Here is an 18,995-nt window from a genome sequence, read left to right as displayed (position 1 = left end):
CGGACAGCACAAGGGGAAGCGTGGGAACCGCACGCGCTCTGACGCCGTGGTTCACACACTCCCACCAATACTTTCAAGGGAGTGCACACATGGGCATCAAATTCGATATGGGCAGCCAGACCCTTTCCACCCTCACCACCAACACCGCAGGCTCCAACGACGATTTGGGCACCCTCGTCCAGCAGCTCGTCGCTTCGGTTGAGCCGCTTGAGGGCAAGTTCAACGGTGCCGGTCGCGCAGCCTTCGACCAGTTCAAGGGCCGCACCGACGAAATCAGCGCCGACCTCAACTCCTCGCTCAGCCGCATCGTCGAAGGCCAGGGCGGCATGGACACCGCTTTCCAGACCGGCGACCAGGAGTCGATGGACAACTCGACCTCCGCACAGGGCTCGGCCAACTTCGACGGCGCACGCTTCTCCGGCCAGCGCTGAACTTCACCCGTTACCACACATACTTTTTTTCTAGAGAGGAACTCTCATGCCTACCAGCGATCGTATTTCCTTTGACGTCAACACCTCGCAGGCAGTCCAGGGCGACATTTCCGGCATCATCGGCCGCCTCGAAGGCCTTATCGCTCAGCGCGACCAGCAGGTCGCTACCGCCATGGCCGACTTCCAGGCCGACGGCGTCTCCGAGGAATACCGCCACGTTGAACAGCGCTGGAACCGCGCCTCCAACGAAGTCAAGGGCATCATCAACCTCGTCAAGACCACCATGGGCAAGAACGACGAAACCGCCACCAGCGCCCAACAACGCGCCGCCAACGCCGTCGCCAACATCGGCTAACACCACCACACACAAACGCCCTGCCGCCCCAGCGGCGGCAGGGCGTTCTTCACGATAAAAGCCCGAAGAGTGGACGTGTGACGAAACAGCAAGAGCCGCTGCGCTCCGTTTCGGATCACACCCGATAGCAAATAAAACCAACAGCTTCAGAGACTCTTCGCAACGACACCTCGAGTGCGAGCATCTCCGCGTAGGCCCTCTATGGATCGCCGGAGAAAACCTCAACTAAACCGCGGTGGGAGATCCATACATCACCACTGCGCGGCTATGTAACCGCGATCCTCGACCAGGGGGGGAATCAATTATCCATGTATTTTAGACTTACGCCGAACGAATACTTCTTTCGAGCCCGCGATGCTCGGAACACCCTCGATAACCTCACTGGTGTCAACGCTCTTGTGGACGAGGCAATTGATTTTACCAGCCAAGCACTCGAACACAGCACTCTCAGTCGCGGAGCATCAAGCTCATGCCTGGAACTATACGTCCGCAGTGAAGTGGACTACGGCCGTGGGCGCGCCAACCAAAATATTGAATACGCTTCCGAGGGAATGCGTTATTACATGAGCGCCGATTCTGAAATGGCTGACAACAGTAACAGCAACGCAGCCGCCGCCGAAGGCAAAGGTCGCATGACAAATCTGGACCGGTACAACGAAGCCAATGGCGGTGGTCCCGGAGTATGCACACCAGAAAACCCGATGGGCCAAGCCAACTACGCGAGCAGCCCCGAAGAGATGTTAGCTAATTCATTTGCAAAAGCACGGGAAGCGGAGCAGCGCCCTTACGGCCCGTACCCCATCGAGAAGTAAACCCCTGGAGTAAATCATGGTTTCAAAGTCTGATCTCCCCGAGCTGGATGATCCCGGCAACGTCAGCCAACTAGGCGCAAAATTCGTGGCGATTGGCATGCTCAATAAGTCCATCATCGATGAAGCCAAGTACGGCTGGACGAATATCGCCACCTCTTATCAGGCACCCGAAAGTGGCAAGGTTCAACGAGCATTCCACACCCCATCAGAGGCCGCCGACGAGCTCGAACGACGCACCAAAAAAGTTGGAGACGCTTTCGACTCGTATTCCAACACTCTCAGCGACCTTCACACAGAAAAGGCGCAGATCGAAGCACAAATCGACGCAGCTAACGAGAAATACGCAGAAGCTCAGGCGATGCCTGAAACCGTCGAAGAGCCGGACCCGGATAATCCGAGCGAGACGATCGAAAAGGATAACGAAGAACGAAAGCAAGCGCTCTCTGAAGCCTATAAGTTGATTGCAGCGGCGGAAGGTGCGGTTCAGGCCTTCAAGTTTAAAGTCCAGCAAGCAGACCGAAGTTTCGCAAACTCCATCGCTGCGGAAACTATCAATCCAAATACTGGTGAAGCAGCGTGGAGCAACTTCGCCGGAGGCAGCTTCTTCAAAGGTGTCTTCGATGCCGTTATCGGCATGCCAAAAATTATTGTCGGCACGGTTCGCCTCAACGTCTCTGACGTTTGGAATCATCGCCACGATCTAAAGAATTTCTTTTTTGGCCCAGACGGCGCTCGTCACAGGCAGTTTTGGCTCCAAATGGGCACCCTTCTAGCCCCTCCTGGAATGGGATCAGCTCTTGGAGCTGTCGGAACGACTGCAGCGGCGGCGCCCTCAATTGCAAAAGGAGCGCAAGACGGTTCCCTAAAGCAAGGGGCACTTACTGGGTTCTATTGGGTAAACGAAAATATGAAGGACGCCACCATGGGCCCAGCGGCCCCCTCCGTCTATATCCACAGTGAGGCGTGGCTTAGAAAATGGGGAACCGAGACGGCGCACGATCCGGCCTACACCATCGGAGGCCTCGCCCCCACCGTGGTTACCGGCGGCCTCAGCGTAGAGCTGAAAGCCGGCCAAGTCGTCGTCAAGAAACTTACGAAGCCGGGCGAGAAAGCCCTAAAGAAGGGGCTGAACGACGCTGGTAAGAAGGTGTACGAGGACCCGGCGCGCGAAGCTTTCAATAACGGCATTTATGGGTCTCTAAAGGAAGCCTACGGCTCCCAAGGTGAGCCACCTGCGGCACCTTCAACACCGGCGTCCACCGATCAGCCTGCACCGGCATCAGCTCCAGCACCGGCACCCGCTCCGGCGCCAGCTCCAGCACCTGAACCCGCTCCGGCTGCACCGGCCCCGGCACCTGTTGCACCCGCACCTGTCGAGCAGCCCGCACCGGCACCCGTGGCGCCCGCTCCGGCCCCGGCACCCGTTGCACCCGCACCGGCACCTGTCGACCAGCCAGCGCCCGCACCCGCACCGGCACCGGCACCCGTGGCTCCGGCACCAGCGCCGGCACCCGTTGCTCCTGCACCGGCACCGGCACCGGCTCCTGTCGACCAGCCCGCACCGACGCCCGCCCCGGCTCCGCGTCCAGTCGACCCTGTCGCCGATGCACTCGAAACGCTTGGCAATGCATCACAGCACGACTTCTTCGAGTTCCGAAACGATCTCATCGATCAGATCTCGGCGATCGACGGAGTCGACGGCGATGCGGTCCGCGCCTTTGCTGATGACCCCGAGGGTTTTGCACAGGGGCAAGCGAACCAGGCGTACGAGGACTTCCTGTCCGCGAACCCTGAGGTGAAGCAACTCGTTCCGTAACCCCGAGTAGCCAACTCAGGAAAGGCGCTGGCCCCGCGAGATGAGGGAGCGACATTGCGTCGCACCACCGTTCCGCGGGGCCTTCGCATGCGCACACAACATCAATGTTGTTGTCGCCTGGCGCACCTAAGTGAATATCACGGAAACATAACGCAAAATGGTTTGCTTTCGGGTGGTGCACGGCACGTCGGCTCTGTACTTTATAACGGTCAGATAACGGGACGTGTGTCCCGGACAGCACAAGGGGAAGCGTGGGAACCGCACGCGCTCTGACGCCGTGGTTCACACACTCCCACCAATACTTTCAAGGGAGTGCACACATGGGCATCAAATTCGATATGGGCAGCCAGACCCTCTCCACCCTCACCACCAACACCGCAGGCTCCAACGACGATTTGGGCACCCTCGTCCAGCAGCTCGTCGCTTCGGTTGAGCCGCTTGAGGGCAAGTTCAACGGTGCCGGTCGCGCAGCCTTCGACCAGTTCAAGGGCCGCACCGACGAAATCAGCGCCGACCTCAACTCCTCGCTCAGCCGCATCGTCGAAGGCCAGGGCGGCATGGACACCGCTTTCCAGACCGGCGACCAGGAGTCGATGGACAACTCGACCTCCGCACAGGGCTCGGCCAACTTCGACGGCGCACGCTTCTCCGGCCAGCGCTGAACTTCACCCGTTACCACACATACTTTTTTTCTAGAGAGGAACTCTCATGCCTACCAGCGATCGTATTTCCTTTGACGTCAACACCTCGCAGGCAGTCCAGGGCGACATTTCCGGCATCATCGGCCGCCTCGAAGGCCTTATCGCTCAGCGCGACCAGCAGGTCGCTACCGCCATGGCCGACTTCCAGGCCGACGGCGTCTCCGAGGAATACCGCCACGTTGAACAGCGCTGGAACCGCGCCTCCAACGAAGTCAAGGGCATCATCAACCTCGTCAAGACCACCATGGGCAAGAACGACGAAACCGCCACCAGCGCCCAACAACGCGCCGCCAACGCCGTCGCCAACATCGGCTAACACCACCACACACAAACGCCCTGCCGCCCCAGCGGCGGCAGGGCGACTCTGCTGGATACGACACTGCCCAGCATTCGAAGCGTCTTAACACAAGGGGGCACATACCTTGCATTACAACGTCGATACAGTCGCCTCTACAGGGATCGTTAATCAGGCAAGAACCCAAACAGACGTCATGCAGCGTCCGGAGGGCAAGGCGAAGGGAGCGAAGTCTTCGGCGAATAGTGCCCTCACGCACAGTCCGAAAAGTCGCGCCTCAGCTGCCAAGTACCTAGAGGACATCTTTTGCGCATTCATCACGGGCGCGCATGGCTTTTCTAACTTGACTATCAACTGCACTCAAAGAGCAATCAATAGTTACGTCACTGGAGACGCAACGATGAGTGCCGACGCTGCTCGTGCAGCCGGTGAGATTCCGAAACTCGACATGCCTGGAGAATGACATGGGACTTGCAGCACAACTTCCTGAAATCGATGAGGCCGGCCCGGTTCGCGAGCTCGGCGACGAGATTGACGCAACCGCTCAGGACGCCTTCGATATTATTGCCGGAGTCTCGGAGATCTGGTTTAAACTTACCGATACCTACGAAGCTCCGGAAGCACCAAAAATCCATGCCGGGATGCGCGACCCGTTGAAAATGGTGCAAGATAACAAGAAGATTGCCTACGATATCAAGCAAGCGCTCCACGAGTACGCCGACAAGCTTGATAAGTTCAAGGATCGCAAGCGCCAGCTCGAGATCGAGATCGCGGCTGCTGAGTCTGATCTAGCTGCTGCCGAAGCCATGCCAGAAACGAAGACCGAGACTGATTCGGAAGGCAATGAGCACGAGGTTCCAAACGACGAGCGAGAGCGGGCTATAGCGGACGCCCAGGCGAAACTTGACCGCCTCGCTGACGAGGTAAAGAAGCTCTGCGATGACGTCAAAGATGCGGACGAAGAGCTGTCGTGGAGAATCGATAACTTCGGTGCCGAGCCCCCCGAGCCACCGCAAGAAGCTCCAGAGGGTGAATCTGGGCGTAAAAGCAGCAATCCTGTTTTCAGCTTCCTAAAGGGCGTTAAAGATTCGGTTGTCGACACCGGAAAGGCGCTCTGGGATCTTGGGGTGCTCGCCAAAGACGGTGCCGTTTCAGCCTGGAAGAACAGGCAGAAGATATTCGACACGGTCAAGGGGCTTGATGACTTCGTCAAAAATGGCGGCCTCGGCCGCATGAAAGACGCCTCCATGCGGGCCATGCAAGATTTCGACGTCAAAGACGCGGCTTCTGCTGCCTGGCGCAACACCAAAAACTTCGCGAAGAACGAATGGCAAGAATTTAAAGACGATCCTGCCTACTACGTTGGCTACCTCGCTCCCGACCTCATCGGCACAGTAGCTTCCGGTGGCACAGCCGGGGCGGCTAAGGTCGGTGTAACCGTAGCCGCAAAAAGCACAGCCAAAGCCGCCACCGCCGGAGGGGTTAGGGCCGCTGTGAAGACCGGTATGAAGGAAGGGGGGCAGGCCTTCGCGGCGCAACGGGCTAAAGCAGCAACGCGCCAGTCAGTGACGGCCCGCGTCGTCGCCTCCACAAAGTCTGCGACAGCCGGCGGCTACAACAAGGTCGCCTCTGCCGTGGGCCTTAGCCCGATCACCCGTAGCGCCGCGACGAACGTCAGCAGCCGCGCTGGTGACGTCATGAGTGTCGGTACCCGCGAAGCTCGCGAGCATGCCTCGGGTGCCGTGAAGACTGGTGCCGGCCAGGTCCGTCATGGAGTAAGCGACGTGTCCGAGACCGCCACGAAGCGAGTGGATGAGGCGCCGGCCAAGGCAAGTCGCGCGAGCGCGGATTCGGCCGCGGGTACTGCTGAGCGTTCGGCAGCCAGCAAGTCTGCCGACGCTGGCGAGGCTGCGTCGCGGCCTCAGAAGCCGAGGCTTGACGAATCGCAACCTGAGCCCAAGCGTTCCAATACTGGTGCGAGCGATTCTTCGATTGATGACATTGCTGAAGAAACCGTAGAGCACAGCGACGATGCCTCTAAGCGTGCCGCCTCTCATGCAGACACCACCGACACTGCCTCGGGCGCTGGCTCGAACAGTCGTACGGGCGCAGCTACGCTCCTCGACGAGAGCGACGAAGTCGCGCCGAAGCGCGGCAAGAGCGATATCGATGACCACGTTGACCTCGAGGACGCCGAAAAACCTGTTCGCCGAACAGACGAACCGGATGCCTCGGCACCCGGCGCGAAGGACGCACCTGAGGGCACTTCGCACGCGCGCCCGTCAGACGATGGGGTTTCCGCCACCAAGCATGTCGATAACGCCGACGCCACCCGCGCGGCTGTCGCTGCCGAAAAGCCCGGCGCCGAGGGTGCCCTCGATAGCGCCGATGACATCGCCAAGACTACCAAGGACGATATTGCCGACGTCGACGGCGTCGATGGCCGAAAGGCCGATAAGCCAGATGTCTCCGCACCGGTCACCAAGGAGGCCGCTGAGGCCTCGGCGGATCACACCGGTAGTGCGGCCCGGGCTAGCGGGGAGGTCGCGGAGAACGCTGCAACTCACGCCGACGATGTCGCAGATAAGGGGAAGCACGCCCCCGACTCTGACGCCGCAACGGCGGCAAAGAGCAGCGACGAGGCTCCCCGTGTTGACGACGGCGCCCGAGAGAAGTCTGCAGGCGCCGCGGTGAGCGAGGTTGGCGAACACGCCGACGACGCGCCGCGAGCTAGCAATGCCGCTCACGGTGAAGATGTTGAGATCGTCGACGGGCGAAAGGCAGCCGGAATCGACGTCAACGACGAAGCCCACGCGGCGGAGAAAGCAGACCTGCTCAAGCCGCACGAGGATGGCCCCTTGGGCGAAGCACGCGACACCATCGATACTGCGCACAAGCCGGTCGACGATTCTCACTTCTCACGGCATCATCACGCCGACGAAGCGGCTACTTTGGCACAGAAACCGAATGTTTCAGCAGACGAGTTCTATAAGACGACCGCGCGTGAGGAACTCATTGAACGCGCGCTGATGCAGGACGATATGGACCGTGTTGCCAAGCTCGAAAAGCTTGACGCTGACAAGGTCCGCGCCGAATATCATCAGCTCAAGTTCGATGAGTATGCTGAAAAGCGGATCGCGTCGGGTGAAGAGTTTGACTTTGAAAACAATCTCAAAAAACGGCCCGAAGACGAATGGCGGGGCACCAAAATTGACTACTCCGTCAATGAGGGCGCGTACGTCAAAGACAACAACAGCTTGCTGCCCGACACCCTTCCGGAAAAAAAGGAATGGAAGAGAGGCGAAGCTCCCAATTCGCATATCCGCGTCGTTGACTATGTCAATGAGAATATGCGCGAGGTGACGATTCAGATTGGCCGAAATAAAGTTGTTTATCGACACTACCCGGACTACATCGAATCCGAAGCAATCATTTTCGATAAGTTCGCCCTGAGGAATCGACTCGACGACGGCGAAGCTAACAAGGCACTGACGGACGCCGGAGCGTTTACGATGGATCCGGAAACAGGTGAGAAGCTCATGCGAACCGACAGGCCAACTATGCCCGTCGATGAGAAAGGGCACCTGCTCGCACATATGTTCGCGCCGGATGTCGGTTCCGGCAACTACATGGCCCAGCACCACGACGTGAATCATGAAACCATCTACAACATCGAGATGATCATCGGTGATGCGGTCCAGAACGAGAATAGCTACGCCCACTACTCCACCCGGGCAACCCTTGATTCGACGGGACGCCGGCCGACGGCCTATCACGCAACTGTCGATCTCTACGATCGCGAAACCGGCAGGCAGTGGATGCGCGTCGACGGCGCTGTTCACAACGACGAGCACGACATTTTCCATCGCAACCCTAAGAAGACACAAGTTGAGACATACGGCCGCGACTTGCGCAAGAGTGCTCTGAGCGGAGTAAAGGCGAACGCGCTCGGCTCTGGTGCGGTGCCATGGTTCGCGTTCGATCAGGTGAATCACCCCTAGCCGCCGCCGTCCGACGAGACCTTCTAGCACAAACTAGGATGCAAATATGACGACATTTACGGCCCCGTGGGCAGGAAGCCCCATTGAGCGTTACGAATACTGGGTGCGAAAGGGCCTCGAGAATATCGAGCGCCTTGAAGTGCTGACCTCATTCCTTGTTCACACCAAGACTGGCCAGCTCTTCGACACCTCGATCGCAAAGTTCGAGGGCGAGGATCCCTACACGGTTGATTTGGCCTTCGCGAAGGACCACAAGAAGCTCCTCCTCGAGCTCTTCCTCGAAAAGCAGGTGTACAAGGACCGTGCGGCAACCCTTGTGGTTCGCTTCAAACGTGACACCGATGAGTTCACCTACACCTATGTGGACAACTTCGGTGGCGATGAGGAACCCGTGGGCGCTCGCGAACTTCTCGACCTCGCAGAGGAGCTGAACAAGCAATGACTCAAGGCAATGAGATGAACCGTGGGAGCAACCCTTCCGAGGTTGAGCAGCAGACCCTGCGCGAACTTGCAGCATCGGTACAGCCCGAGGTTCACGATTTCTCCAACGAGTGGGATGCATTCAGCGTGATCTTCACGGTTGCTTCGGGTCTCAATGGGCTCATGCTCCAGCAGGTTGATCCGGTGTTTTACGTGAAGTCCGGCGCCTTTGCGCCAGCTGTGTTCTCGAGGCATGCACTCGAAGAACCAGCCGTACGCTACGTGGAGGCCCGCTCGAATGGTCGCCCCTTCGACATGGCCGTCGTGTTCTTCACCTACGACACGGACTCCAAGGGCATTGTGACTCGCGTGTTCTGGGATAGCGATGCCGTGACGTTTCTCGTGAATCCTGATTCGTGGGCGAGCGTGGCGCAGGCAGCCAATCCGTATCGCGAAAAGAAGGCCTAGGCTTCACGCGCGCCACTTCACGCGCCGTAAGCTGCGGCCCGCACAGAAAAACTACGGGTTCGGATAACCAATAGCGGAGGCGCCCGGCGGATTCATTCCGCCGGGCGCCTCCCTTATTCATCAACGATGAGAAGCTCACGCCTTGAGCAGCGCGAACTCCCATCCACCGAGCTTCTGCTCGCCGGCGCGCTCGCCTTCGGCAACGTTCGACAGCACAACCTCGGCGCCTTCGGGCCAGACGTCTGAACTAAGCTCGACGGCCTCGCGCGAGAAATTGGCAACGGCGATGAGCGAGGAGGCGTCGGACCCCTCCCCTGCCGTGCCAGACCTGCGCACGGCCCACACACGCGACAGGCCGGACTGGCCCGGCAGCCCCTCGCCCATGCTTTCGACCGGGCCGAGCAGCTCGAAGCCGCCCGAGACGAGGAGTGGCTCGCTCTTGCGCAGCGCGATGAGGGCGCGGTAGAACTCGAAAACCGAGCCTTCAACGCCAACCTGGTCGGCGGCGTTGACGCCCTCGGCGGCAGAGGGGTTCACGGCGATCCACGGTTCGCTCTCGCCGAAGCCGGCACCAGAATCAACCGCGGCAGTCCACGGCATCGGCGTGCGGGCGTTGTCGCGGTTCATGTCGCTGATGCCGGGCAGGAGTTCCTCGAAGCTGCCGTGGCCGAACTGCTCGGATTCGCGCACGTAGTTGAGGACCTCGATGTCGCGGAACTGCTCGAGGCGCTCCCACGGGAAGTTCACCTGGCCGATTTCCTGGCCCTGGTACACGTACGGGGTGCCGCGGTGCGCGTGGAGCATGCCCGCAAGCGCCTTCGCGCTGCGCACACGCCACGCGGGGTCGTCGTCGCCCCAGCGGGACACGGAGCGAGGCTGGTCGTGGTTTTCGAAGTAGAGGGAGTTCCAGCCGCCTTCTTCGGCAACTTCGCGATCCCAGCGGGCGAGGTTGCCGGCGAGTTCGTGAAGGGGCAGCGGGCGCGACGGGTTGAACTTGTGCCCTTCGTGCTCGAGGCCAACGTGCTCGAACTGGAACACCATCTCGAGTTCGCCGCGCGAAGGTGTGGAGGTGAGGAGCGCGTCGTGGGTGGTGATCCCGGGGGTTTCACCAACATTGACGAACGTCTTGGGGTAGCGGTCGAAGACCTCGCGGCGCATCTCCTGCATGAATTCGTGGAAGCGCGGGCCGGTCATGACCATCGCGAAGGCAGAGCCGAGGCCGTCCTGCGTCGGCGGGCCGTCGGGGAGGCCTTCGGGCTTCGAGATGAGGTTGATGACGTCCATGCGGAAACCGTCGACGCCGCGGTCGAGCCACCAGCGCATCATGTCGTACACGGCTTCGCGGACCTCGGGGTTTTCCCAGTTGAGGTCGGGCTGCTTGCGGGAGAACATGTGCAGGTAGAACTGCTCGGTTTCTTCGTCCCACTGCCAGCCGGGGCCGCTGAAGGCGGAGTCCCAGTTGTTGGGTTCGGTGCCGCGTTCGCCGGGCTTCAGGCCTTCCACCTCGCGGGCGTCGCGCCAGATGTACCAGTCGCGCTTGGGGTTCTCGCGCGAGGAGCGGGATTCGCGGAACCATTCGTGTTCGTCGCTCGAGTGGTTGACGACGAGGTCCATAACGAGGCGGATCCCGTGCGCGTGGAGCTTTTCGATGAGTTCGTCGAAATCGTCGAGGGTGCCGAACATGGGTTCGATGTCGCGGTAGTTGGCGATGTCGTAGCCGTTGTCGTCCTGCGGCGAGGGGTAGATCGGCGAGAGCCACACGGTTTGGATGCCAAGTGCGGCGAGGTGGTCAACATGGTTGATGATGCCGCGGAGGTCACCGATGCCGTCGCCATTCGCGTCGGCAAAGGAGCGCGGGTAGATCTGATACACGACGCCGTTTTTCCACCAGTCGGGTTGGTCGGCGCCGGGGGCGTGGGCAAGCGGGGGCATGGGGCGAAGATTGTCGTTCATGTCTCCACGGTAGTCGAGATTTTTTCTTCGTAAAAGAAAGTCGGCTGGAAAGTTCGCTTTTTCCGGTGGGGTTTTGAGTCCGACGCTTGCTTTGCCTCGTCGCGCCCTCATCGTTCACCGGCCAGGACCGTCAAAGGCCCGGTTGTTACCGTGAGAGCACCAGCGCACATCAACCACAGGAGGTTTCCCGTGCCGGCGTTTTACTCAGATTCTGCGTCCCCATCGTTCTATGCGCTTACCGCGATTGCCGCGGCGGCCGGCGATACCGTTGCCCTTTCGCGCGACCCGCATTTCGTGAGCGCGGCGAAGCCGGCCCCGGAGCGCACGGTCGCACTCGTGAGTGGCGGGGGCGCTGGCCACGAGCCCATGCACGCGGGATTCGTGGGGCGCGGTGGTCTCGATGCAGCGGTGCCGGGCGAAGTGTTCACCTCCCCGCATTCACGCCAGATCTTCGAGGCGAGTCGCGCCGTGGCGAAGAGCGGCGGCGTGCTCCACATCGTCAAGAACTACACGGGCGATTGCATCAACTTCAATATCGCGGCGGAGCGCCTTTCGGCCGAAGGGATCGAGAGCGCGCAGGTCCTCGTCGATGATGACCTCGGCACCGATTCGGGCGCCGTGGGCCGCCGCGGCATTGCCGGCACGACCCTCGTGGAGAAGGTTCTTGGTGCTGCCGCCGATCAGGGCCTTGGCCTCGCGGAACTCAAGGAGCTCGGTGACGCGCTCGTCGCCGCCACGCGCTCCCTTTCGGTCGCTCGCCGTGCCCACACCTCCCCCGGCGCTGATCATCTCGCGTTCGATGTCGAGGAGGGCACGCTCGAGTACGGCGTGGGCATTCACGGCGAGAGCGCGAAGGAAACAATCGCGCAGCCGACGCTTGAAGAGCTCACGCAGCGCATGATTTCCGAGTTGCGCGAGGCCCTCGCCGAGAAGCTCGAGGCGAGCGCGGGCGCGCTGCTCTTCGTCAACGGCCTCGGCGGTCTCGCCCCCCTCGAGCTGCTGCACATCCAAACCGCGGCCCACGAAGCACTCGTGGAGGCTGGCCTCAACGTGCGCGTCGCGTTCTCGGGCAATTACACGACGGCGCTCGATATGGCCGGGTTCTCGATTACGCTCACAGCGCTCGAGGAGCAGTGGCTCGAATACGTGTGCGCGCCCCACGAAACGGTGGCCCTGCCCACCCCGCGCCTCGTGCCGGAAGGCTTCGACGTGCACGCGGGCCGCGAGGCCGAAAACGCGGGCGAAGACGCTGCTGAACATGAAGCCTCGGCTGGGGCGAAGCAGGCGTCGGACTGGCTTTCGACGTTCGTGGAAACGTTCGAGGGTTCCCGCGCGGCGCTCGATGAGATCGACCAGAAGGCCGGCGATGGCGACGTGGGCACGAATCTCGCGAACGCAGCGAAGGCGACGCTCACGCGCGCGAGCGGGGCAGATGCCGATCTCGCGGCCGACCTCACGTCGATCGCGGAGGGTTTCCTCAATGACACGGGCGGCTCCTCCGGCCCGCTGTTTGGCCTCGCCTTCCAGGAGATCGCGGCGGCGGCGAAGAACGGCACCTCACTTGTGGAGGGCGTGAAGGAGGCCCGCGCGGCGGTCACGCGCGTGGGCGGCGCCGAGCCGGGCGACCGCACGATCGTGGATGTGCTCGAGGCTGTTGCAACGTCGGGCGCTGAGAAGCTGGATGCCGCGGCGATCGGCGCCGCCATCGACGGTGCGGAGTCCACGAAGGAGATGTCGAGCGGTCGCGGGCGTTCGAGCTACCTCGGCGATCGCGTGCTCGGCACGCCTGACCCGGGCGCACTCGGCATGGCGCTCGCGCTCGCGCTCGTCGCGGAAGCGGCGGGTGCCGAGGTGAAGGCCGAGCGCGAACGGCTCGCCTCGCTCATCGGTTAGAGCCACCTGCCGTTCCACTTCATCAAGAACATCGCTCCCTTCCCGCACGGTGCGGGGAGGGAGCGATGCTTTCTTCATCAAAAAGCGGCGCGCGAGGCGCGTGCTCAGGGTCCAGTTACTTGGTCGAGCCTCGCATGACGCCCGAGATGATCCACTTCTGCGCGAACACGTACACGAGCATCATGGGCGCGATCGCCATGAGGTAGCTCGCGAAGGAGACCGGGTAGTTGGTGTTGAACTGGCCCTGGAACACGTACTGCGCGAGCGGGAGCGTCTGCGAGTCGGGGTCGGAGAGGATCACGAGCGGCAGCATGAAGTCGTTCCACGACCACAGGCACGTGAGGATGCCGACCGTCGCGTTCATGGGGCCCATGAGCGGGAACACGATCTTCCAGAACACAGTCCACGTCGAGGCGCCTTCGAGGCGCGCGGCCTCTTCAAGCTCTTCGGGAAGTGACTTCAAGAAGCTCACGTAGAGCAGGATGTTCATCGCGAGCCCGTACACGGTGTACAGGAGGATCAGGCCGGCTTCATTGTCGATGCCGAGCGCGGCCGTCTGCTTCACCACGGGCAGCATGATGATCGGGAACGGCACGAAGAGCGCCGCCACGAAGAAGTAGTAGAGGAACTGGAAGCTCTTGCGGTGGAGGTTACGCGCGATCGCGTAGGCCACCATCGAGTTCGTGAGGAGCGTGACGATCACTGCACCGACGGTGATGATCGCGCTCGTCATGAGGCGCTTCGGGAACTCGGTGAGGCGCCAGGCCTCCACGAAGTTGTCGAGGTTCCACTGGTTCGGCAGTCCGAAGCCGCTCTCAGCGAGTTCAGGTGCCGTTTTGAACGCGGTCACCACCGCGAAGTACAGCGGCACGAGGATCGTCAGGGAAAGAACGGCAACGAGGGCGGTCGCCCACCAGTTGGTGCGGTGGAGGCGGTAGCGGCGCTTGTTGCGCGCGGGCTTTCCGACGCTTGCTCCGCCCTTCTCGATGCTTTGGTTAGCGGGTGTTTCTGCGGCACCCGGGGTGGGGATCGACTGGGTACTCATGTCAGTTGGCCTCCTTCGACTGGAGGAATCGCAGCTGCGCGAACGACAGCACGATGAGGATGATGAAGTAGATGACGCCGTTCGCCGTCTGGTAGGCGAATTCGCCGCCCTGGAAGCCGTTCTTGAAGATCAGGAACGAGATCGATTGGGTGGCGGTGCCGGGGCCGCCCTCGGTGAGGGCGACGACCTGGTCGAACACGCCAAGGGAGTTCTTGAAGCTCAACACGACGTTGATCGTGAAGAACGGCATGATCAGCGGGAACGTGATTTTCCAGAACTGCTTCCACTTGTTCGCGCCGTCGAGCGAGGCGGCTTCGTAGACCTCTTCGGGCACGGTTTGCAGGCCCGAGATGTAGATGAGGGTCGTGAAGGCGACGCCCTGCCACACGCCCACGAACACGATCGCGAGCCACGCGAGGCTCTCATTGGCAAGCAGCGAGGAGGAGAGCCATTCCCAACCGAGCCACTGGCCGATGAGCGGAATGTTGTTCGTGAACAGGTAGCTGAAGATGTACGAGACGATCAGCACGGGAAGCATGTACGGGAGGAAGAAGATTCCGCGAAAGAGGTTCTTCGCCTTGATCGCCGAGTTCAGTAGGAGCGCGAGAACCATCGCGATGACGTTCGTCGCAAGCGTCGAGGAGATCGCGAAGAGGAACGTGAAGCCGTAGCTTCCCCAGATCACGTCGTCCTGGAACAGGAACTTATAGTTGTCGAGGCCCACGAAGCGCCAGTCGCCGTAGCCCTGGTAATTCGTAAACGTGTAGAAGATGCCCTGGATCAGGGGCCACACGAGCAGGGCCACGAAGATGATGATCGCGGGAATGACCATCCACACGTGGGCGGGATCGATTCGCTTCTTTTTTGAGCGAAGCACCGGCGCGGAGCCGGATTTTGTGTGCGTTGCAGACACGGTGGCTTCTCCTTACGCCGTCGCGGCCATGCGCTTCGTGACCTTGTCCCACTGCGTGTCGAGCGTCTTAATGAACGCGTCGATGTTGTGGTCGATCAGGAACTGCTGCATGTAGTTGTTGAGGTTCACTCCCTGGGGGAAGTTGTGGTCGGAGTAGGTCGCGACGAGGTTGTTCGCGAAGTAGTCCTGGAGTCCCTGGAGCGCGGGGTCATCCGGCTCGGTGCCCTTGAGGGTCGGGAAGGCCACCTGCTCCTTGCAGTAGGCGAGCACGTTCTCTTCCCGCATGACGTAGCGGATGAAGTCGAGGGCTTCTTCCTCGTGCTCGGGTTCGACGCCCATCGTGAGTGCCACGTCCACGCCGGAAACCACGCGTGTGTCGGCGGGGTCGTCGGCAGGGGTCGCGAAGGTGCCGAGGTTGATGTCGGGGTTGTAGGAGCGGATCGCGGGGATCGCGTAGGTGCCGTGCACGTAGATCGCGCCCTTGCCCTGGGCGAAGCCCTGGTTGCCGCCGTTGTAGTCGACCTCGTACTTGTTCTTATTGCCCATCTTGGCGATCTGGTTCATCTTCTCGAGCACGGGGCGGAGGTCGTCGAATGTCGTGTCCCCGTCGAGGCGCTTTTGGTACCACTCGGCAACGTTCGGAAGGAAGTTGCCGGAGATCGACGAGAACATGGGCGCGCCGGTCCAGTTATCGCGGAAGCCCCAGTAGAACGGGTCCACGCCGCCCGCAGAGAATTCTTCGGCTGCGGCGATGAGGTCGTCCCATGTTTTGGGCGGCTCGATGCCGAAGTCGTCGAAGATGTCCTTGTTGTAGATCATGCCCGAGCCGTTCGTGGAGAGCGGCAGGCCGTTGACCTCGCCTTCCGCACCGGCGCCGAGGCTTGGGAGGATCTCGCCAACGGCTTCCTGGACGTCGCCGAGAAGGTCGGTCTTCGCGAAGTCGTAGAACACGCCCGAGCGGGCGATCGAGCCGAAGTTGTAGTCGCCGTTGATCGAAACGATATCGGGCATGTTGTTCTTCACGAGTCGCACGCGCAGCGCCGTAGCGTTGTCGGCCTGGAAATTTTGGCGCACGTGAACGTTGTTCGATTGCGCGTTGAAGTTCTCGCAAATCGAGTTGAACAGGTCGATGGCCTCGGATTTAAACTGGAAATATTCGAGCGAGGTGCCGCCCGAGTTCGAGCCGCCGCATCCCGCGAGCGCGCCGAGGGTCCCGAGACCCGCCATGCCCGCGAGGAAGCCGCGACGGGTGGTGGTCGCCATGGTTTCTCCTTGAGGTGCGTCTTCAATGACCTACTTATTTTCGTTATAAAATAAATCTCCGTCAAGCGCATTCCCCGAAGTGGGAGGCAAGTCGCGCTACACCCCGCAGCATCTGGCAAAGTTGAGTACCGTGAACACCCCAACCGTCCCCGAGCGCCTCACGCTCGACACACTCCCGCCGTCGGCAAGGCGCGTGTACCTCGAACTGCTCCGCTACGGGCCGCTTCCGCGCACGCAGCTCGCCGAGCGCCTCGGCCTGAGCGCCGCCTCCCTCACGCGCGTCACGACCCCGCTCGTTGAAGCAGAGCTCATGCTCCAGGGCGCCCCCGTTCCGAGCGAGGTGGGCCGGCCCGCAATCCCCCTCTCGGTGAACCTCACGAGCTTCGCCCTCATCGGGGTATCCATCACCCACGAAAGCCTCGTGGCGATCGCCACGGACGCGCGGGCGACCGTGCTCGACTCACGCACACTCCGCCTCACCGACCTGCAGCCGAACACGGTTCTCCGCGAAGCAAGCACCCTCATCGCTCAGCTGCGCGAATCGCTGGCCGCCTCCCACCCCGCGCTCCCCATTGCCGCCATCGGCGTGAACATCGGAGCGCAGATCGACGGCGGGCGCATCGTCCGCGAAGCCCCGTTCCTCGAGTGGACGAACGTGCACGCCGCCGATCGGCTTGAAGAACTCACCGGTCTCCCCGTCCTCATCGTGCATGACCTAACCTCCCTTGCCGAAGCCGAGAACTGGTTCGGCGCGGGCCTTGAAGCCTCGAGGTTCATCGTGGTGACCGTCGGAATTGGCACGGGGTTTGCCCTCGTGATGGACGGACGGGTGATCACGGACGAGAACACGGGTTTCGGCACGATTACCGGCGCCATCCGGGGCGCCGACTGGCCCGATTTGAGCGGCGCCCGCCCCCTCACCGTCGAGGAGTCGGCGCGCGCGGCCCGCAAGGTGGGCCGGCTCGTGGGCACGGCCGCCGCGTTCACGATGCCGCAGGCCGTCGTCATCTCCGGTGAGGGCGCGCGGTTCCTTGCCGGCAACGAGGAGGAGCTCGACGCGGGTATCGCCGAAGTGAGGCACGTGAGCGCGAGCGGCCTCGACATCCAGCTTCGCGAGCACGATTTCGCCTTCTGGGCGCGCGGCGCGGCGACCGCCGCGATCCAGTGGATCCTCGGCGTGGGCGAGATGGCCGCTCGCTAGACTCGACGCATGGCTACAAAGCGCATGGACAGCACGCAAAGCAACCCGAGCCCCCTCACCTCGGAACTGATCGTCATCACGGGCGCCTCCGCCGGTATCGGCGCGGCTCTCGCTCAGAGGCTCAGCGATAGCGAATGCCGCCTGATCCTGCTGGCACGGCGCGAGGAGAAGCTCAAGCCGCTCGCGAAGGAAACCGGCGCGGCGTACTACCCCGTTGACCTTTCGGATGCCGACGCCGTCGCAGAGGTGTGCGAGAGGATCCTCGCCGAGCACGGCACGCCCGACATCCTCATCAACAACGCCGGCTCGGGGCGCTTCCTCAGCATCGAGGAGACGAGCCCCAAGGAAGCGCGCGAGCAGATGGCGCTGCCCTATTTCGCGGCATTCGACATGACGCGCGGCCTCATCGAACCGATGCTCGCCCGCGGCAGCGGCACGATTTTCCAGATCAACTCCCCCGTCGCCCAGATCGCGTGGCCCGGCGCCGTGGGATATGCCGCCGCTCGCTACGCCGTTCGCGGCTTCACCGAGGCCCTGCGCCAGGACCTTCACGGCACCGGGATCAACGTCGGATCAATGACCCCCACGCGCGTCCACTCCGACTACTTCAAAGCCAACCCCAACTCCGAAAGACGCGTCCCCAAAGTCGAGCTGCTCGTGGGCACAATGACCCCCGACGAGGTTGCCGAAGCCACCGTCCACGCCCTCGAACACCGCCCCAACAAGGACTCGAACGCCCCGTGGCGCTGGGCGCTCAGCGCCCCGATCGCGCGCGCACTCCCCGCGCCATTCCTGTGGCTTTTCCGGGCCACGGGCCACAAGCGCCCGCGCGGCCGGATCGGGGGCAGGCTTCTCGAGCGGGGCCGACGCCTGCCGCGCGGCTAAGTGTTTTGCTGATTGAGCATCGAGCGCATCGCCCCACGAAAAAGAAACCAACGAAGCAGGCTCACTGCACCAGGTTGCGGCGCGGGCACAAGGAGACTGATCGGTTGCTTTCGCTACCTCAGTCGCACAGTCGCCTTACATGCGAAAAGTAGTACCGGAAGCGCGAGACACCAGATGCTCCTCCGCTCTAGACTTCACCTATGTCACGGCTCACATTTTGGAGATTTGGCGGCCTTCCCGCAGCTCTGGCGCTAGCACTAGGCGCTCTGGCGGGGTGCACACCAACAGCAGAGCAAGCTACTCCTCCGAGCACTACGGACGCGACACCCCGCCCCTCCGTCAAAAACGCGACTCCAGGGAAAGAAAGCGATCCTGCCGATCAGAAAAAGGATCCAAACAATCTAGCTCCTCCGAAAACAGAGTCCAGGAACGTCACCCCGGGGGATCCGCACTTTGCGCTAGAGATACTCCTTGGCACTCCTGGCGCAATAGAAGACCACCCAACACTGCCAAGCGGAGGGACTGCGGAGAGTTATGTTTCTT

16 protein-coding genes are annotated in these 18,995 nt (G+C 61.7%); 12 read left to right on the top strand and 4 right to left on the bottom strand.

All coding sequences use genetic code 11. The annotated features are described in order from the left end of the window. The first annotated feature begins 89 nt into the window (after positions 1-89). The 9 genes from NBW56_RS06310 to NBW56_RS06270 all read left to right on the top strand — a co-directional run bounded on the left by NBW56_RS06310 (position 90) and on the right by NBW56_RS06270 (position 9,299). A complete protein-coding gene (locus NBW56_RS06310; protein ID WP_454707708.1) occupies positions 90-431 on the top strand; it encodes a hypothetical protein in 342 nt (113 codons plus the stop codon). 46 nt (positions 432-477) lie between these two features. Then, positions 478-786: a pore-forming ESAT-6 family protein gene (locus NBW56_RS06305; protein WP_250258456.1), complete on the top strand. Its 309-nt coding sequence runs from the start codon at positions 478-480 to the stop codon at positions 784-786. Between the two features lie 308 nt (positions 787-1,094). After that, positions 1,095-1,598: a hypothetical protein gene (locus NBW56_RS06300; protein WP_250258458.1), complete on the top strand. Its 504-nt coding sequence runs from the start codon at positions 1,095-1,097 to the stop codon at positions 1,596-1,598. A gap of 16 nt (positions 1,599-1,614) precedes the next feature. Then, positions 1,615-3,414, top strand: coding sequence for a hypothetical protein (locus tag NBW56_RS06295; RefSeq protein ID WP_250258457.1), 1,800 nt, complete (start codon positions 1,615-1,617; stop codon positions 3,412-3,414). A 320-nt stretch (positions 3,415-3,734) separates the two neighbouring features. Continuing rightward, on the top strand, positions 3,735-4,076 hold the full coding sequence (locus tag NBW56_RS06290) for a hypothetical protein (RefSeq protein ID WP_454707708.1): 342 nt from the start codon (positions 3,735-3,737) through the stop codon (positions 4,074-4,076). 46 nt (positions 4,077-4,122) lie between these two features. Further along, complete coding sequence (locus tag NBW56_RS06285) at positions 4,123-4,431, top strand: pore-forming ESAT-6 family protein (protein WP_250258456.1); 309 nt, start codon at positions 4,123-4,125, stop codon at positions 4,429-4,431. 443 nt (positions 4,432-4,874) lie between these two features. Further along, on the top strand, positions 4,875-8,411 hold the full coding sequence (locus tag NBW56_RS06280) for a midas domain-containing protein (protein ID WP_250258455.1): 3,537 nt from the start codon (positions 4,875-4,877) through the stop codon (positions 8,409-8,411). A 46-nt stretch (positions 8,412-8,457) separates the two neighbouring features. Continuing rightward, positions 8,458-8,853, top strand: coding sequence for a hypothetical protein (locus tag NBW56_RS06275; protein WP_250258454.1), 396 nt, complete (start codon positions 8,458-8,460; stop codon positions 8,851-8,853). Beyond that, the gene (locus tag NBW56_RS06270) at positions 8,850-9,299 is read left to right on the top strand and encodes a hypothetical protein (protein ID WP_250258453.1); all 450 of its coding nucleotides are present in this window, start codon (positions 8,850-8,852) and stop codon (positions 9,297-9,299) included. The genes NBW56_RS06275 and NBW56_RS06270 overlap by 4 nt, the downstream gene beginning before the upstream one ends. Before the next feature lie 135 nt (positions 9,300-9,434). On the opposite strand, the gene NBW56_RS06265 is transcribed toward NBW56_RS06270, so the two are convergent. After that, positions 9,435-11,252: an alpha-glucosidase gene (locus NBW56_RS06265; RefSeq protein ID WP_250258452.1), complete on the bottom strand. Its 1,818-nt coding sequence runs from the start codon at positions 11,250-11,252 to the stop codon at positions 9,435-9,437. Positions 11,253-11,441: 189 nt separating this feature from the next. Between NBW56_RS06265 and NBW56_RS06260 the strand changes: the two genes are divergently transcribed. Next, positions 11,442-13,145: a dihydroxyacetone kinase subunit DhaK gene (locus NBW56_RS06260; protein ID WP_250258451.1), complete on the top strand. Its 1,704-nt coding sequence runs from the start codon at positions 11,442-11,444 to the stop codon at positions 13,143-13,145. Between the two features lie 115 nt (positions 13,146-13,260). Here the strand turns inward: NBW56_RS06260 and NBW56_RS06255 are convergent, their stop codons facing one another. From NBW56_RS06255 to NBW56_RS06245, 3 genes are read right to left on the bottom strand one after another with little or no spacing between them, the layout of a single operon-like run. After that, positions 13,261-14,190: a carbohydrate ABC transporter permease gene (locus NBW56_RS06255; RefSeq protein ID WP_250258450.1), complete on the bottom strand. Its 930-nt coding sequence runs from the start codon at positions 14,188-14,190 to the stop codon at positions 13,261-13,263. 1 nt (position 14,191) lies between these two features. Further along, the gene (locus tag NBW56_RS06250) at positions 14,192-15,103 is read right to left on the bottom strand and encodes a carbohydrate ABC transporter permease (protein ID WP_126848569.1); all 912 of its coding nucleotides are present in this window, start codon (positions 15,101-15,103) and stop codon (positions 14,192-14,194) included. Positions 15,104-15,115: 12 nt separating this feature from the next. Beyond that, positions 15,116-16,366, bottom strand: a complete 1,251-nt coding sequence (locus NBW56_RS06245) for an ABC transporter substrate-binding protein (RefSeq protein ID WP_250258449.1) — start codon at positions 16,364-16,366, stop codon at positions 15,116-15,118. Positions 16,367-16,496: 130 nt separating this feature from the next. Here NBW56_RS06245 and NBW56_RS06240 point away from each other — a divergent pair, with 130 nt between their 5' ends. Together NBW56_RS06240 and NBW56_RS06235 are read left to right on the top strand one after the other, a co-directional pair. After that, positions 16,497-17,567, top strand: coding sequence for an ROK family transcriptional regulator (locus tag NBW56_RS06240; RefSeq protein ID WP_250258448.1), 1,071 nt, complete (start codon positions 16,497-16,499; stop codon positions 17,565-17,567). A 9-nt stretch (positions 17,568-17,576) separates the two neighbouring features. After that, positions 17,577-18,452: an SDR family NAD(P)-dependent oxidoreductase gene (locus tag NBW56_RS06235; RefSeq protein WP_250258447.1), complete on the top strand. Its 876-nt coding sequence runs from the start codon at positions 17,577-17,579 to the stop codon at positions 18,450-18,452. Positions 18,453-18,995: the final 543 nt, after the last annotated feature.

The sequence above is a fragment of the Dermabacter sp. Marseille-Q3180 genome, assembly GCF_940792985.1.
In the GTDB taxonomy this organism is placed as follows: Bacteria; Actinomycetota; Actinomycetes; order Actinomycetales; family Dermabacteraceae; genus Dermabacter; species Dermabacter vaginalis.
Note: the sequence above shows the minus strand (reverse complement) of the source record. Positions and strands in the feature narration are given on the sequence as shown.

Coding starts and splice junctions, on each gene's coding strand:
- NBW56_RS06245 (WP_250258449.1), bottom strand. CDS start 16,366: ATGGCGACCACCACCCGTCGCGGCTTCCTCGCGGGCATGGCGGGTCTC.
- NBW56_RS06255 (WP_250258450.1), bottom strand. CDS start 14,190: ATGAGTACCCAGTCGATCCCCACCCCGGGTGCCGCAGAAACACCCGCT.
- NBW56_RS06285 (WP_250258456.1), top strand. CDS start 4,123: ATGCCTACCAGCGATCGTATTTCCTTTGACGTCAACACCTCGCAGGCA.
- NBW56_RS06275 (WP_250258454.1), top strand. CDS start 8,458: ATGACGACATTTACGGCCCCGTGGGCAGGAAGCCCCATTGAGCGTTAC.
- NBW56_RS06305 (WP_250258456.1), top strand. CDS start 478: ATGCCTACCAGCGATCGTATTTCCTTTGACGTCAACACCTCGCAGGCA.
- NBW56_RS06300 (WP_250258458.1), top strand. CDS start 1,095: ATGTATTTTAGACTTACGCCGAACGAATACTTCTTTCGAGCCCGCGAT.
- NBW56_RS06280 (WP_250258455.1), top strand. CDS start 4,875: ATGGGACTTGCAGCACAACTTCCTGAAATCGATGAGGCCGGCCCGGTT.
- NBW56_RS06290 (WP_454707708.1), top strand. CDS start 3,735: ATGGGCATCAAATTCGATATGGGCAGCCAGACCCTCTCCACCCTCACC.
- NBW56_RS06265 (WP_250258452.1), bottom strand. CDS start 11,252: ATGAACGACAATCTTCGCCCCATGCCCCCGCTTGCCCACGCCCCCGGC.
- NBW56_RS06270 (WP_250258453.1), top strand. CDS start 8,850: ATGACTCAAGGCAATGAGATGAACCGTGGGAGCAACCCTTCCGAGGTT.
- NBW56_RS06235 (WP_250258447.1), top strand. CDS start 17,577: ATGGCTACAAAGCGCATGGACAGCACGCAAAGCAACCCGAGCCCCCTC.
- NBW56_RS06295 (WP_250258457.1), top strand. CDS start 1,615: ATGGTTTCAAAGTCTGATCTCCCCGAGCTGGATGATCCCGGCAACGTC.
- NBW56_RS06310 (WP_454707708.1), top strand. CDS start 90: ATGGGCATCAAATTCGATATGGGCAGCCAGACCCTTTCCACCCTCACC.